At 43.8% G+C, this 15,885-nt stretch carries 12 protein-coding genes; 2 read left to right on the top strand and 10 right to left on the bottom strand.

Annotation, left to right across the window (positions count from 1 at the left end; translation table 11 throughout):
• Positions 1–47: 47 nt before the first annotated feature.
• From argO to acnB, 4 genes are all read right to left on the bottom strand, one after another.
• Positions 48–689 (bottom strand): arginine exporter ArgO, encoded by a 642-nt coding sequence (gene argO, locus Xedl_RS06645; RefSeq protein WP_074023037.1) that lies wholly within the window; start codon positions 687–689, stop codon positions 48–50.
• Between the two features lie 138 nt (positions 690–827).
• Positions 828–1,700 carry a small-conductance mechanosensitive channel MscS gene (mscS, locus tag Xedl_RS06640; protein WP_074023034.1) on the bottom strand — a complete coding sequence of 291 codons (873 nt, stop codon included), beginning with the start codon at positions 1,698–1,700 and terminating at the stop codon, positions 828–830.
• Between the two features lie 166 nt (positions 1,701–1,866).
• Positions 1,867–2,244 carry a YacL family protein gene (locus Xedl_RS06635; RefSeq protein WP_074023033.1) on the bottom strand — a complete coding sequence of 126 codons (378 nt, stop codon included), beginning with the start codon at positions 2,242–2,244 and terminating at the stop codon, positions 1,867–1,869.
• Between the two features lie 151 nt (positions 2,245–2,395).
• Positions 2,396–4,993: a bifunctional aconitate hydratase 2/2-methylisocitrate dehydratase gene (acnB, locus tag Xedl_RS06630; RefSeq protein ID WP_074023031.1), complete on the bottom strand. Its 2,598-nt coding sequence runs from the start codon at positions 4,991–4,993 to the stop codon at positions 2,396–2,398.
• 419 nt (positions 4,994–5,412) lie between these two features.
• Here acnB and Xedl_RS06625 point away from each other — a divergent pair, with 419 nt between their 5' ends.
• Together Xedl_RS06625 and Xedl_RS06620 are read left to right on the top strand one after the other, a co-directional pair.
• Positions 5,413–6,093 (top strand): GNAT family N-acetyltransferase, encoded by a 681-nt coding sequence (locus Xedl_RS06625; protein WP_074023030.1) that lies wholly within the window; start codon positions 5,413–5,415, stop codon positions 6,091–6,093.
• A 130-nt stretch (positions 6,094–6,223) separates the two neighbouring features.
• Complete coding sequence (locus tag Xedl_RS06620) at positions 6,224–6,856, top strand: GNAT family N-acetyltransferase (RefSeq protein WP_083600283.1); 633 nt, start codon at positions 6,224–6,226, stop codon at positions 6,854–6,856.
• Between the two features lie 134 nt (positions 6,857–6,990).
• Here the strand turns inward: Xedl_RS06620 and lpdA are convergent, their stop codons facing one another.
• The 6 genes from lpdA to ampD all read right to left on the bottom strand — a co-directional run bounded on the left by lpdA (position 6,991) and on the right by ampD (position 15,837).
• Entirely contained in the window at positions 6,991–8,418 is a 1,428-nt protein-coding gene (gene lpdA / locus Xedl_RS06615) for a dihydrolipoyl dehydrogenase (RefSeq protein ID WP_143187397.1), read from the bottom strand.
• Positions 8,419–8,620: 202 nt separating this feature from the next.
• On the bottom strand, positions 8,621–10,471 hold the full coding sequence (aceF, locus tag Xedl_RS06610) for a pyruvate dehydrogenase complex dihydrolipoyllysine-residue acetyltransferase (RefSeq protein ID WP_074023025.1): 1,851 nt from the start codon (positions 10,469–10,471) through the stop codon (positions 8,621–8,623).
• 13 nt (positions 10,472–10,484) lie between these two features.
• On the bottom strand, positions 10,485–13,148 hold the full coding sequence (gene aceE, locus Xedl_RS06605; RefSeq protein ID WP_074023023.1) for a pyruvate dehydrogenase (acetyl-transferring), homodimeric type: 2,664 nt from the start codon (positions 13,146–13,148) through the stop codon (positions 10,485–10,487).
• A 239-nt stretch (positions 13,149–13,387) separates the two neighbouring features.
• Entirely contained in the window at positions 13,388–14,152 is a 765-nt protein-coding gene (gene pdhR, locus Xedl_RS06600; RefSeq protein WP_074023022.1) for a pyruvate dehydrogenase complex transcriptional repressor PdhR, read from the bottom strand.
• A gap of 486 nt (positions 14,153–14,638) precedes the next feature.
• Complete coding sequence (gene ampE / locus Xedl_RS06595) at positions 14,639–15,493, bottom strand: beta-lactamase regulator AmpE (RefSeq protein ID WP_074023021.1); 855 nt, start codon at positions 15,491–15,493, stop codon at positions 14,639–14,641.
• Positions 15,494–15,498: 5 nt separating this feature from the next.
• Positions 15,499–15,837: a 1,6-anhydro-N-acetylmuramyl-L-alanine amidase AmpD gene (gene ampD / locus Xedl_RS06590; protein ID WP_083600282.1), complete on the bottom strand. Its 339-nt coding sequence runs from the start codon at positions 15,835–15,837 to the stop codon at positions 15,499–15,501.
• Positions 15,838–15,885 lie beyond the last annotated feature (48 nt).

Here is a 15,885-nt window from a genome sequence, read left to right as displayed (position 1 = left end):
AAACATTAGCACACTATTTATGGAGAAGTAATCTATAGGGCATTAATCTATAGAGCGAACTTGTCATCAATAAAAAATCTATATCCTTGCTTGATTAAGCTCCAGGCGATATACCACATCACGCAGCCAACAAAGATATTGATGATCCGTTGTGCTCTCGGTCGGTTAAGCACCGGTGCAAACCACGCAGATAAGCATGACAACATAAAAAACCAACTGATCGATGCCATTACCGCTCCAGTGGTAAACCACGGCCGAAGCTCGGCTGACAATTGCCCTCCTATACTTCCCAAGACAACAATGGTATCCAGATAAACATGGGGATTTAGCCATGTCACAGCAAATAACGTGACTATAACTCGCCAACGGCTCTGGACAATTTTTTCAGTACGAGAGAGTTCGACTTCTGCCGATAATGCTGTTCGAAAAGCCCCCCATCCATACCATAGTAAAAATGCGACGCCTCCCCATGTCACAGCTTGTAATAAAAGTACGGATTGTCCCAGCAAGGCACTGCCACCAAATATCCCTGCAATGATGAGGAGCGCATCACTGGTGGAGCATAATGTGGCACTCATTAAGTGGAACTGTTTTCTGCTCCCTTGCTGCATGACAAAGACATTTTGTGGCCCAAGCGGAAGGATCATCGCAGCACTAAGAAAAAAGCCCTCAATAAATGTTGATAACATGCAAAGATTCCTAATAATTATTCAATTAGTTACGAGATCAATGCATATTAAACAAGGTAATGCATTAGTAAAAATGAATGATTCTAATGCATCATTAGGAAAAGTGATGTGAGAAATTCTCACACCACGATATTTTGATTATTTGTCTGCCTTCTTCTGTAAGGCACTGTTTTGCTGATGTAAATAAACATCCATTTGTGGGAATGGAATACCGATATTGTGTTTATCCAAAGTACGCTTAAAGTTTTCCATCAAATCCCAATAGACATTCCATGCATCACCATTGGTGGTCCACACACGCACAATAAAGTTCAATGATGAGGGAGCCATTTCATGCAGGCGGATCGTGACACCTTTTTCATGTTGAATGCGTTTATCTGCTTGAATCACATCATCCAACACTCTTTTCACTTCATCAATATCGGCATCATATGCAACCCCCACCATAATTTGGGTACGGCGATCAGGCTCACGGCTGGTATTGATAATATTGTCCGCAATAATTTTACCGTTGGGGATCACAATGATACGGCCATCTGCCGTGCGCAATGTTGTCGAGAAGATCTGTACTTGCGTAACAGTTCCTTCTACAGCGCCAATGCTGACATATTCGCCAGTGCGAAGCGGACGGAAAATAACCAATAGAACGCCGGCAGCAAAATTAGACAGTGAGCCTTGCAATGCCAAGCCTACCGCCAAACCTGCGGCACCAATGACGGCAATCACAGATGCGGTCTGAATGCCCAATTTCCCAAGAACAGCAATAATCGTAAATGCTATGATAGCGTAACGAATAATCGCGGATAGAAAATCAGAAATGGTGGTATCAATGCCACGCAGTGACATAACACGCCTGGTTGCTTTATTAGCCAATTTGGCAACAAATAAGCCAACGATAAGAATCAAAATGGCAGATACAATGTTTACCGCATACTGAATCAGTAGATCCTGATTGTTGGTAAACCAGCTTGCCGCTTTATCAATCTCATGTGACAGATTGATCTTTTCCATACAAAGTCCACCGTTATTGTTGGAACCTATCCCCATTCAATGCCGTTACTCACCATGAACGCCACCAGCAAACATAGGCTCCTGTTCAAAAAATAGAAAGCCACTATCACAACACAAGAATGTGATGGAACATAGATTATGGCAGAAAGCCTTCATTGCTTGTACATTAATGCTTTCGTTTTCTTTTTTGCAGAATAAATCCTCTGTAATCAGCCAACATATTGATAAAATCATCTGTCCCACAAAAGGCCAAACTCTCGTTATCGTAATAACTCATTCCTTCTTCTATAACCTCTGTATCAAATTGCAATTGATTAGCCCTGATCATGATCTCATCTTCACTCATCAATAGCGTATATTCATGACCAGCCAACTGCCATTGGCGTTCACTACCTTTAATCTTTTGCAAGGCTACAATGATTTTATCCAATACGCGCAAATCGCCTTTCACTTCTTCATTCAACCAATAACCGATGGCTTCATGATCCATTGAAAAGGATGTTGTTACCTGGCCGGTAACATCCTGCATAAATTCATATTCCATCACATACCCCCTGACTATTTTTACAGATGCCAAATAATTTCATTTGGATTTTAAACATTTCAGCGACTTCCACCTCTGAGCCACCCACAGACTGATACAAAAACAAAAAAAGGGGAAGCATTTGCTTCCCCATTCGCTGCAATATACTTTTTTATACTGCGGTTTGGAAGATGACATCTTCCGCTTTTTCTGTGTATTGATTCAATTGATCAAAATTGAGATAGCGATAAGTATCTGCTGCGGTTTCATCGACTTGATCCATAAACTGTAAATACTCTTCTGGCGTTGGCAAGCGTCCCAACAATGAAGCGACAGCCGCCAACTCCGCCGAAGCAAGATAAACATTAGCACCGGAACCAAGGCGGTTAGGGAAGTTACGAGTCGAAGTGGATACCACTGTGGCACCATCTGCCACACGCGCCTGATTCCCCATACACAATGAACAACCTGGGATCTCAATACGTGCTCCACTCTTGCCAAAAATGCTGTAATAACCCTCTTCTGTTAATTGGGCGGCGTCCATCTTAGTCGGAGGAGCAACCCACAAGCGAGTCGGTAGCTGGCCTTTATGCTGATCCAACAATTTACCCGCCGCACGGAAATGACCAATATTTGTCATGCAAGAGCCAATGAAAACTTCGTCAATTTTACTGTTAGCTACTTCGGATAACAGACGTGCATCATCAGGATCATTAGGCGCACATAAAATAGGCTCTTTAATGTCTGCCAGATCGATCTCAATAACGGCTGCGTATTCAGCATCTGCATCCGCTTCCAACAATTGAGGATCTTTCAGCCAGTTTTCCATGCCGATAATACGGCGTTCCAATGTCCGGCGATCACCATAACCTTCCGCAATCATCCATTTCAGCAAGACAATGTTCGACTGCAAGTATTCAATAATTGGCTCTTTATCCAGTTTAATGGTACATCCTGCCGCAGAACGTTCCGCAGAGGCATCAGCCAACTCGAATGCCTGTTCAACTTTGAGTTCTGGCAAACCTTCAATCTCAAGAATACGGCCAGAGAAGATGTTTTGCTTACCTTTCTTTTCAACGGTCAGCAAACCTTGCTGGATCGCATAATAAGGAATAGCATGAACCAGATCACGCAAGGTTATGCCAGGCTGCATTTTTCCTTTAAAACGAACCAGTACGGATTCTGGCATATCCAACGGCATGACGCCTGTTGCCGCCGCAAATGCCACCAGACCTGAACCAGCCGGGAAAGAAATACCTATTGGGAAACGGGTGTGGGAATCTCCACCTGTACCCACGGTATCTGGCAACAACATGCGGTTCAACCATGAGTGGATAATGCCATCTCCCGGACGCAGTGATACCCCACCACGGTTCATAATGAAATCAGGCAGAGTATGGTGTGTCGTCACATCAACAGGTTTTGGATAGGCAGCGGTATGACAAAATGATTGCATGACCAGATCCGCAGAGAAGCCCAGACACGCCAAATCTTTCAACTCATCCCGCGTCATTGGCCCAGTGGTATCCTGAGAACCCACAGAAGTCATCTTAGGCTCACAATATTCCCCTGGACGGATACCGCTTTTACCACATGCACGGCCAACCATTTTTTGTGCCAATGAGAAGCCACGATCACTTTTTGCCACCGCTTTTGCCTGACGGAATACATCACTGTGTGGCAAGCCCAGAGCTTCACGCGCTTTGCCTGTCAAACCACGGCCGATAATCAGTGGGATACGACCACCGGCACGGACTTCATCGATCAGAACATCAGTTTTCAGTGCAAAATTCGCCAATAACTCATTGGTTTCGTGATGGCGGATTTCACCTTTATAGGGATAGATATCAATCACATCCCCCATATTCAGTTTGGAAACATCCACCTCGATTGGCAGAGCACCGGCATCTTCCATCGTATTGAAGAAAATGGGGGCAATTTTTCCGCCCAATACCACGCCTGCACCCCGTTTATTGGGTACAAACGGAATATCTTCTCCCATAAACCACAAGACGGAGTTAGTTGCCGATTTACGGGAAGAACCAGTACCAACAACATCCCCAACGTAAGCCAACGGGTAACCTTTCTTGCTCAGGGCTTCGATTTGCTTAATCGGGCCTACAACACCGGCTTGATCAGGCTCAATACCTTCACGGGCATTCTTGAGCATTGCCAAAGCATGGAGGGGAATATCAGGACGTGACCACGCATCAGGAGCAGGAGAAAGATCATCGGTGTTGGTTTCCCCCGTAACTTTAAAGACGGTAACGGTGATTTTTTCCGCTAATTCAGGGCGCCCAAGGAACCATTCTGCATCAGCCCATGATTGCATAATCTGTTTGGCATAGACATTACCCGCTTTTGCTTTTTCTTCTACATCATAGAAGCTGTCGAACATCAGCAAAGTATGAGAAAGTGCCTTCGCCGCAATCGGAGCTAACTTTTCATCATCTAAAGCATCAATTAAAGCGTGGATATTATACCCACCCTGCATGGTTCCTAACAATTCAATAGCTTTTTCCTGGGTCACCAAAGGAGAGGTTGTTTCTCCCTTAGCAACGGCAGCAAGGAAACTTGCTTTAACATAAGCAGCTTCATCTACACCAGGAGGAACACGATTGGTCAGTAGATCTACCAGAAAAGCGTCTTCATCTTTAGGTGGGTTCTTCAGTAATTCGACCAGCGCTGCTGCTTGAGCTGCGTCTAACGGCTTAGGGACGATGCCTTGAGCTGCACGCTCGGCTACGTGCTTACGGTATTCTTCTAGCACGACTTTCTCCTCGCTCTCATTGTCATTTTATATACCCGGCTGTCAGCACCCGCTAATGATCATTAGAAAATGATCATCTGAAAACAATCATCAAAGGTGCAAGGTCAGAGGATTTTGCTCGCATAACATCAGAATTATGCTCAGCTTCGGGCATTTAGCATACCAAAATTTGAATAGCATGTTAATTCATTCACATAAAATCAACATTGAACCATGATAAAATTCTGGATAAATTAGCTCAGAGAGGGTATTAAAGTTTTAAATGCTATTTGTTGTTATTCTGGCCTGAAAATCCCTTAACTTCTATACAGAATCTTCTACTTGAACACGCAAACTTCCATATTAAATTTTTTTAACATAGTTTCTAATCATGGTATATGGCTCAAAAATCTTTCAATATCGTTTAAAAGGATATGATTATGCCCAACAGAGAAGAACATGACGCTATAGCAGGAGCAAATTATAATCCGGAAATTTTTACATCAGAAAAATTTTATCCGGAATATCAGGCCAAAATTAAGGAAGTTAATCAACATAGTATGCTATCTGCGCTTAACGAAATCCAGAGAAATGAATCCAGTTGGTTTTATGAACCTATCATAGGGGCAATGTTTAGCAATAGACATGCTACATTCATCAGTACATGTAACTCTATAAAAAGAATCTTTAATGATACAAATGTTACTGGAGGTCTACAGAACTATCGCCATTTTATCTGTTCATGTTCAGTTACAAATAAAGCCGTTGGGCTCATAATATTGAGCCTTGCCAAGCCTAATCTATCTGATGATAACGTTGACCAAATATCATTCATACTAACCTATCCTAACGGTTATGGTTATGGTGGTCTGCTGGTTCAACATGTGATCAATATATCTCTCTCTTTAGGCCATCAAGGTATATTAGAAGTTAAAGCAGAACCTGATGCCGAAATTTTTTACCAAAAATTAGGCTTTTTATTTATTGGTAATTTTATCAATTTGAAATCTATGAAATTAATCCCTGCCACGAGCAATAAATGGCATAAAATCAATGGAAAATATCAACTTAAGAGAACTCCTCACCCACGTAATTCAAATTGGCAATGCCATTTATTGTAAATTTAATCCAATTTTTTATGGGAAAAACCATGGAAAATAATGCGTGGAAAATGTTATCTATAAAAAACCACAGAGAACACAATTTTATTTATTATCTTAAACTTATTAAAAAAATGCATATAGGAGATATATGATGAAAACCAGAGAACTGTTTCACAATATTTTCTCAAGAATACATATAAGAGAATCACCAAAAGAAAGATACTCTCGGTTATTCCAAACAATTATACAAGAAGTCAATAAAAATGAAATGTTTCTCGCACTCGCTCAAATTAAGGGCAACACATGTGATTGGTATTCAACATTAAATTCTTCCTCCTATCAAGATATAGAAAGGTATAATACTTTCATTAGCGTATCCCATGAAATAGAGAATATCTATCAAGACCCTCACCAGATAAATAGCGTGAAACATCATCGTTACTTTATCTGCCGAGTGCAAGGTATTCCCATAGGAGTGATGACTTTTGTCACAGGGGGTTCCTCTTTTTACAATGAAGGTACAGATAAAATAGGATTTATGCTCACCCATCCTGGCAATCATGGATGTGGCAGTTTACTTGTTGAAAAAGTAGTGGAATTATCAAAAGATGGAGAGATATGGGTAAGTGCTAAACCTAATGCGGTTCCTTTTTATCAAAATTTAGGGTTTGAACAATATGGCTTTCCTGATGCTGATACAACATCAATGAGATTAATTCCTTCTGAAAGTGAAAAATGGATATTCGTCGGAAATTATTATCGTTTGAGAAAATATCTTTAAAGATACTAAACCTATTACAAATAAGTTATTCTGTTCAATGAAAAACATTATCTATAACAGTTGCTAATAAAAACGGCTTCCCTATTTGAAAGCCGTTTAAAATTTTTTCTTAACCTACTGCAAAATCTAAAGAATTACTTCTTTTTCTTTGCCTTAGGGTTTGGCAAATCAGTGATGCTGCCTTCGTAAATTTCCGCAGCCATACCAATTGATTCGTACAGTGTTGGGTGAGCGTGGATAGTCAGAGCGATATCTTCTGCATCACAACCCATTTCGATAGCCAGACCGATTTCACCCAGCAGCTCACCGCCGTTAGTACCAACAACAGCACCACCAATAACGCGGTTAGTTTCTTTATCGAAGATCAGCTTGGTCATACCATCTGAACAATCAGATGCAATTGCACGACCGGATGCTGCCCATGGGAAAGTCGCAGTTTCGTAGCTGATGCCTTTTTCTTTTGCTTCTTTCTCAGTCAGACCAACCCATGCCACTTCTGGCTCAGTGTAAGCGATGGATGGAATCACTTTTGGATCGAAATAATGTTTCTTACCAGAAATGACTTCAGCAGCAACGTGGCCTTCGTGGACACCTTTGTGCGCCAGCATTGGCTGACCAACGATATCACCGATAGCAAAGATGTGAGGCACGTTAGTACGCATTTGTTTATCCACGTGGATAAAGCCACGATCATCAACTTCAACGCCTGCTTTGCCAGCATCAATCAATTTACCGTTTGGTACACGGCCGATAGCAACCAGAACCGCATCATAACGCTGTGGCTCTGCCGGTGCTTTTTTACCTTCCATTGTGACGTAGATGCCATCTTCTTTAGCTTCTACTGCGGTCACTTTAGTTTCCAGCATCAAGTTGAACTTCTTGCTGACGCGCTTAGTGAACACTTTAACAATGTCTTTATCCGCCGCAGGAATAACCTGATCGAACATTTCTACCACGTCGATCTGAGAACCCAGAGCGTGGTAAACAGTCCCCATTTCCAGACCAATGATACCACCACCCATAACCAACAGGCGTCCTGGAACCGTTTTCAGCTCCAGTGCATCGGTAGAATCCCATACACGAGGATCATCGTGTGGAATGAATGGTAGCTGAATTGGGCGTGAACCCGCTGCGATAATGGCATTCTCAAAATTAATCGTTGTTGCGCCGTTCTCGCCTTCTACTACCAGAGTGTTAGCGCCTGTAAATTTACCAACACCGTTAACAACGTTAACTTTACGGCCCTTAGCCATGCCGCCCAGACCACCTGTCAACTGAGAAATAACTTTTTCTTTCCAGAGACGGATCTTATCGATATCAGTTTGTGGTTCACCAAATACGATACCGTGTTGTGACAGTGCTTTTGCTTCTTCAATCACTTTGGCAACATGAAGCAGAGCCTTGGATGGGATACAACCAACATTAAGGCAAACACCACCCAAAGTAGAGTAACGTTCAACCAGAACAGTATCCAAACCTAAGTCCGCACAACGGAAAGCAGCAGAATACCCTGCTGGGCCTGCACCAAGCACCACGACCTGGGCTTTAATTTCAGTACTCATCATGACCTCTTAATTGTTTGTCCGGCGAGTCAGACGAAAAAAAAACATATTCCACCGGGACGTACACACCGCGAGCAGTTTACAGAATTGTAAATAACCTGAAAAGCGCGTTAACGTGACAGAAATCCCAACCTGCCAGATGCAAGGCGAAAATCTCTGTCACGGCAGTAATTATCAGGCCGGTTACTTACCGGCCTTTGTATTACATTACCAAACGGCGGATGTCGCTCATCAATTGATTAATATAAGTGATGAAACGCGCACCATCTGCTCCGTCGATCACACGATGGTCGAAAGACAGAGACATAGGCAGAATCAGACGGGGAACGAATTCCTTGCCATTCCAGACTGGTTTCATGGAGGAACGAGACAGACCCATGATTGCCACTTCTGGCGCATTCACAATTGGTGCAAAACCGGTAGTACCAATACCACCCAAGCTGGAGATAGTGAAGCAGCCACCCTGCATGTCGGAAGCGGTCAGCTTACCAGCACGTGCTTTCTTAGAAACTTCAGCCAATTCTCTGGACAGTTCCATGATGCCTTTCTTGTTGACATCCTTGAATACAGGCACAACCAAGCCGTTAGGTGTGTCAACCGCGATACCGATGTTGACATACTTTTTCAGGATCAGCTTCTGACCGTCTTCAGAAATGGAGCTGTTAAAGCGAGGCATGGCTTCCAATGCCTTCGCTGCGGCTTTCATCACAAATACCAGCGGAGTGATCTTCACGCCAAGCTGTTTCTTCTCAGCTTCTTTGTTCTGTTGTTTGCGGAACTCTTCAACTTCAGTGATATCCGCTTCATCGAACAGGTTAACGTGAGGGATCATGACCCAGTTACGGCTCAGGTTAGCACCGGAGATTTTCTGGATGCGGCTCATTTCAACTTCTTCGATTTCACCGAACTTGCTGAAATCAACTTTCGGCCAAGGCAACATGCCAGGCAGACCACCGCCCGCAGCCGCAGGTGCTGCTTCTGCACGTTTAATCGCATCTTTCACGTAAGCCTGAACGTCTTCACGCAGGATACGACCTTTACGGCCAGTGCCTTTTACTTTAGCCAGATTTACGCCAAATTCACGTGCCAGACGACGAATAACTGGAGTAGCGTGAACGTAAGCGTCATTTTCAGCAAATTCATTTTTGCCTTCTGCTGGTTTGCTTACTGCTGGCGCTGCTGCTTTCGCTGGTTCAGCCGCAGGAGCCGGAGCCGCCACTGGTGCTGCCACAGGGGCTGCACCCGCAACTTCAAATACCATAATCAGAGAACCGGTTTTCACTTTATCGCCAGTCGCGATTTTGATCTCTTTCACAGTACCAGCAAAAGGTGCCGGAACTTCCATCGAAGCCTTGTCACCTTCAACCGTGATCAGTGACTGCTCTTCAGCGATAGAATCACCTACTTTTACCATGATTTCGGTCACTTCAACTTCGTCACCACCGATATCTGGTACATTGACTTCTTTGACCGCAGAAGCCGCAGGTGCTACTGGAGCCGCTGCCGGTGCTGCTGCAGGAGCGGCGCCAGAACCTGCCACTTCAAATACCATGATCAGAGAACCGGTTTTCACTTTATCGCCAGTCGCAATTTTGATCTCTTTCACAGTACCTGCAAAGGGTGCAGGAACTTCCATTGACGCCTTGTCACCTTCAACTGTGATCAGTGACTGCTCTTCAGTAACCGTATCACCCACTTTTACCATGATTTCGGTCACTTCAACTTCGTCACCACCGATATCTGGCACATTCACTTCTTTGCTTTCTACTGCTGCTGGCGCTGGCGCGGCTTGCTGCGCAGGTACAGCTTCTGCTGCACCGTTTGCGGATTCAAAAATCATGATCAATTTGCCGGTTTCAACTTTATCGCCAACCGCAACTTTGATTTCTTTAACTACACCCGCCTGTGGCGAAGGGACTTCCATAGAAGCCTTATCACCTTCAACTGTGATCAGTGACTGCTCTTCAGTAACCGTATCACCCACTTTTACCATGATTTCGGTCACTTCAACTTCATCTGCACCAATATCAGGTACGTTAATTTCGATAGACATTAATCTTTACCTCTTATGCCAGACGTGGGTTAACTTTTTCTGGGTTGATGTTGTATTTCTTGATAGCTTCTTCAACGACTTTCACATCAACTTCGCCACGTTTAGCCAGTTCACCCAGAGCTGCAACAACCACATAAGAAGCATCAACTTCAAAGTGATGGCGCAGGTTTTCACGGCTGTCAGAACGACCAAAACCGTCGGTGCCCAATACACGATAGTCGCTTGCAGGAACGAAGCTACGTACTTGCTCTGCAAACAGTTTCATATAGTCAGTAGAAGCAACTGCTGGAGCTTCATTCATGATCTGAGCAATATAAGGAACGCGAGGTGCTTCTGATGGGTGCAACATGTTCCAACGCTCACAATCCTGACCATCACGAGCCAGTTCAGTGAAGGACGTTACGCTGTACACATCGGAACCGATGCCGTATTCAGCAGACAGGATCTGCGCGGCTTCACGAACATGACGCAGGATAGAGCCAGAGCCCAGCAACTGAACTTGACCTTTCGCACCTTCCAGACTTTCCAGCTTGTAGATACCTTTACGGATACCTTCTTCAACACCTTCAGGCATGGCTGGCATGTGGTAGTTTTCGTTCAGCGTGGTGATGTAATAGTAGATGTTCTCTTGTTTCTCACCATACATACGCTCCAAACCATCTTGCATGATAACAGCAACTTCAAAAGCAAATGCTGGATCGTAAGAGATACAGTTAGGAATAGTCAGAGACTGAATATGGCTGTGACCATCTTCATGCTGCAAACCTTCACCGTTCAGCGTTGTACGACCAGAAGTACCACCAACCAAGAAGCCACGAGCTTGCTGATCACCCGCTGCCCAGCACAGATCACCAATACGCTGGAATCCGAACATGGAGTAGTAGATGTAGAATGGGATCATTGGCAAGTTGTTGGTGCTGTAAGAAGTTGCAGCAGCCAGCCAAGATGAAGCAGCACCCAGTTCGTTGATACCTTCTTGCAGGATCTGACCTTTTGCGTCTTCTTTATAGTATGCAACTTGCTCACGGTCTTGCGGCGTATACTGCTGACCATTAGGGCTGTAGATACCGATTTGACGGAACAAACCTTCCATACCGAAAGTACGAGCTTCGTCAGCAATAATTGGAACCAGACGATCTTTGATTGACTTGTTCTTCAGCATGACGTTCAGTGCACGAACGAAAGCGATAGTAGTAGAAATTTCTTTGGATTGTTCTTCCAGCAGAGAGCTGAATTCTTCCAGTGCTGGAATTTCCAGTTTCTCGTCGAAATTAACGCGACGGCTTGGTACATAACCACCCAGTGCGTTGCGACGCTCATGCAGATATTTAGACTCTTCAGAGTCTTTGTCGAAAGTGACATATGGCAAGTTTTCGATCTGCTCATCAGATACAGGCACATTGAAACGATCGCGGAATTGACGAACACCTTCCATGTTCATTTTCTTAACCTGGTGAGCGATGTTCTTACCTTCAGCGGTATCACCCATACCGTAACCTTTGATGGTCTGAGCCAAGATTACAGTTGGTTTGCCAGTAGTACCCTGTGCTTTTTTCAGTGCAGCGTAAACTTTCTTCGGATCGTGACCACCACGGTTCAAAGCCCAAATTTCGTCATCAGTCATATCTTTGACTAATGCAGCAGTTTCTGGGTAACGACCGAAGAAGTGTTCACGAACATAAGCACCATCTTTGGACTTGAATGTCTGATAGTCGCCGTCCAGCGTTTCGTTCATCAACTGAACCAGCTTACCGCTGGTGTCTTTACGCAGCAGTGCGTCCCAACGCTCACCCCACAGGACTTTCAGTACCTGCCAGCCAGCACCTTCGAAGATACCTTCCAGTTCGTTAACAATTTTGCCGTTACCAGTTACTGGGCCATCCAGACGCTGCAAGTTACAGTTGATGATGAATACCAGGTTATCCAGTTTTTCACGCGTTGCGATAGTGATCGCACCTTTAGATTCTGGCTCATCCATTTCACCGTCGCCCAAGAAAGCATAAACGGTTTGTTTAGAGGTATCTTTCAGACCACGGTTTTCCAGATATTTCAGGAATTTTGCCTGATAAATAGCGGAGATTGGCCCCAGACCCATTGAAACAGTTGGGAACTGCCAGAAGTCAGGCATCAGTTTTGGATGCGGGTAAGAAGACAGGCCATTACCTGCAATTTCTTGACGGAAGTTGTTCATCTGCTCTTCAGTCAGACGACCTTCAAGGAATGCACGTGCGTAAACGCCTGGAGAAATGTGACCCTGGAAGTATACCAAGTCACCGCCATCATTTTCGTTACGAGCACGGAAGAAATGGTTAAAACAAACCTCATAAACAGTAGCGGAAGACTGGAATGAAGCCATGTGACCACCCAGCTCCAGATCTTTTTTAGATGCACGCAGAACGGTCATCACCGCATTCCAACGAATAGCAGAACGGATACGACGCTCTAAATCCAGGTTGCCAGGGTAAGCTGGCTCATCCTCAACAGGAATAGTGTTGATGTAATTGCGGCTTGCAGCACCAGCAGCAACGCTAACGCCACCTTTACGAGCTTCGTTCAAAACCTGATCAATCAGGAACTGAGCACGCTCAACACCTTCTTCACGGATGACCGATTCGATCGCCTGTAACCAATCGCGAGTTTCGATCGGATCCACGTCATTTTTCAAAATATCTGACATGGTGTATTCCTTATCTGTTATCTATTTTCTAATGGTTATTGGAGCCTATCTTCTGGTCATACCTTTTGACGAAACTGCCTGTTATGACCGGAAGATAGGCCCTGCTATATATTGCCGCTAAAACTCTCGGTAAAGAGTCGACAAACTGTACAAACGCAGCAGTCAGGATCTGTACAGTTAAGTTAGAACCTACCCACTCGGGAATTTGATTTGTCTATGACGCCCCAAGGGACAGGCTCTTATTCCTGGTGTTGCTGGAGTCGCCTCAATGAACGCTCACGACGAGTACGTTCACGAGTCAGATCCAATAAAACTTCTTCAATAAAGGCCAAATGGCGATGAGAAGCCTCACGGGCTTTTTCTGGTTCCCGCGCCATGATAGAGCGAAAAATTTCAGCCCTATGGTCACTCACCGCTGCCAACATTTCTTTACGGGTATAAATGACTTCAAAATTGCGCCTGATATTTTGTTCTAACATTGGGATCATACAGCGCAATAAATGCAGCAATACCACATTATGGGCAGCTTCCGTGACAACAAGTTGGTATTGCAAGACAGCATCAGATTCCACATTCACATCACCGCTTTGTTGTGCTTCTTGAATGGCAAGATGGCTTTGTTCAATGCGTTGGAAATCCTCATCAGTTCCTCTAAGGGCTGCATAATAAGCAGCAATCCCCTCTAAAGCATGACGTGCTTCAAGGAGATCGAACTGGGATTCTTGATTCTCTGCAATAAGTTGGGCAAGCGGGTCGCTGAAACTTTGCCACAGATTGTTCTGCACGAAAGTTCCGCCCCCTTGACGACGGAAAAGAAAGCCTTTGGCTTCCAATTTTTGAATGGCTTCGCGCAATGAAGGACGTGATACTTCAAACTGCTTTGCCAGCTCACGTTCAGGCAGCAGTTTTTCTCCCGGGCGTAGCGAGCCTTCGAGAATGAGCTGTTCAAGACGTTGCTCAATCACATCTGATAACTTTGGTTGGCGAATCTTGCTATAGGCCATATCTGCTGTAAGCCATTCAATAAGTAAATGTTGCTTCGGACTATGCCTTGCTCAACTAAGTCTCACTGACTAAATCTTAGTCATTAAACCCTGGTTAACAGGTCAAAGTCAATTGGTAATACCAATTTAGAATACAGGGTCTTAAAGTAACAAAGTATTCACTAGCTGTCTATAAAGACCTTGGGTTAAATCATAAAAATCTGCAAATTTTAACAAAATATTTTAAATTTTATTAGAAAATTATAACCGAAAAGGATTTTAAGATAGGAGAAATTAGGGAAATTTAACGTTTTTAAAACGCATAGACGAGCTAAATAAAACGTTACAGCAAGACAAAAAACCCAAAATTATGCAGAAAATATGAATTAGAATTCAATAAAAGTAATTAATACAGATAAAAATTCCCCAGCGCTGCCCTTGTTGCCATAGCAATTTGTTATCTCAGAAAAATAAAGGGCGCACCTAGCCCTCTATCTCTCTTGTTTATCAAACTAATGCCCCGTAAATCGTCAACAGTGCGACAATAATCACAATAGCAAAAGTTACTTTTTTCGCTAACGTTACAGCAGCAACAGGCGTTTCTATCGGGTTAAGATGGGGTTCTTTATTTAATGCGAATTGTGCTAATTGACTGACTACTTTGTATTGTGATGACCGAAAATCAGTGAGTGATGCAATCCAAGCGGGTAAGGCTTTCTCTCCATGTCCTAACAACGCATAGGCAATACCTGCCAAACGTGCAGGAAACCAATCCAGCCAATGCAGTATCCCATCAACGCCAGATTGTGCTCTCTGCACTGCCGTTGCATACTGTGCCAACCAGCCTTGATAAGCTCTGAGGCAACCATACCCCATCAAAACGGCCGGACCGAATTTACCCAATACAACCAACCAAAAAATAGGGGCAAGATAATAACGGAAATTTATCCAAATCAATGAATTCTGTATCTCACGCAACCGCTCTTCTTTTGTGGTGTCAGGTAATGTGCCCTGAATCATCGTCAGACGAGCAAGATACTTTTTTTGCTGTCCAAAATCATCCTGGCGCACAGCCTGAAGATATCCACGGTAATCATGCCGTAATCTGCCTGCGCCAATACATAACAGACTGATTATGATACCCAATATAATCGCGAGAATACCAAAGGCAACTGAGCTAGAAATATCAACAAGCGTCCAGGTCAATAAAGTAACCAGAAAGGCCAGGCCCAAACTACCCCATAGTGAATGCGATTTGAGTTTGGCAAAACCTGGGGCTAAATAGCGTTCCAGTTGCCAGTGATCCCTCATCTTAAAAACACGTTCCCATGCCAGTATTAACAATAGAATAAAGAGAGTCATCCAACTCACTCCTTCAATAATTGACGGTAATGTTCCCAATAAAAATAAGGCCCAGGATCAGTTTTCCTTCCCGGCGCGATATCACTGTGTCCTGTCATATTGTCACGAATATCAGGATATTGGCTAATAAGTAGCTCAGTAACTTCCGCTAACTTAGTGTACTGAATTTCAGTAAACTCCTCATAATCTGTACCTTCCAGCTCAATACCTATCGAAAAATCATTACATTTATCACGGTCACAGTAGCAGGAAACGCCAGCATGCCAAGCTCTTTTATTGAAAGGAACATATTGTAACGCGATGCTCGACTTTAACACCCAATAACGAGAGTTTGTTGAAGCCAGTCGCGTTGTTTTTTACCTTGTTTAAAGTTGGCAAAAATACCTAATGTG

Source organism: Xenorhabdus eapokensis, from assembly GCF_001908105.1.
The sequence above is the reverse complement of the archived record's forward strand: the minus strand, read 5'-3'. Positions and strand labels throughout refer to the sequence as shown.

Bases quoted from the DNA above. Each gene is read 5' to 3' on its own strand.
- argO (WP_074023037.1), bottom strand. From the start codon at position 689: ATGTTATCAACATTTATTGAGGGCTTTTTTCTTAGTGCTGCGATGATC.
- mscS (WP_074023034.1), bottom strand. From the start codon at position 1,700: ATGGAAAAGATCAATCTGTCACATGAGATTGATAAAGCGGCAAGCTGG.
- Xedl_RS06635 (WP_074023033.1), bottom strand. From the start codon at position 2,244: ATGGAATATGAATTTATGCAGGATGTTACCGGCCAGGTAACAACATCC.
- Xedl_RS06625 (WP_074023030.1), top strand. From the start codon at position 5,413: ATGCCCAACAGAGAAGAACATGACGCTATAGCAGGAGCAAATTATAAT.
- Xedl_RS06620 (WP_083600283.1), top strand. From the start codon at position 6,224: ATGATGAAAACCAGAGAACTGTTTCACAATATTTTCTCAAGAATACAT.
- lpdA (WP_143187397.1), bottom strand. From the start codon at position 8,418: ATGAGTACTGAAATTAAAGCCCAGGTCGTGGTGCTTGGTGCAGGCCCA.
- aceF (WP_074023025.1), bottom strand. From the start codon at position 10,471: ATGTCTATCGAAATTAACGTACCTGATATTGGTGCAGATGAAGTTGAA.
- aceE (WP_074023023.1), bottom strand. From the start codon at position 13,148: ATGTCAGATATTTTGAAAAATGACGTGGATCCGATCGAAACTCGCGAT.
- pdhR (WP_074023022.1), bottom strand. From the start codon at position 14,152: ATGGCCTATAGCAAGATTCGCCAACCAAAGTTATCAGATGTGATTGAG.
- ampE (WP_074023021.1), bottom strand. From the start codon at position 15,493: ATGACTCTCTTTATTCTATTGTTAATACTGGCATGGGAACGTGTTTTT.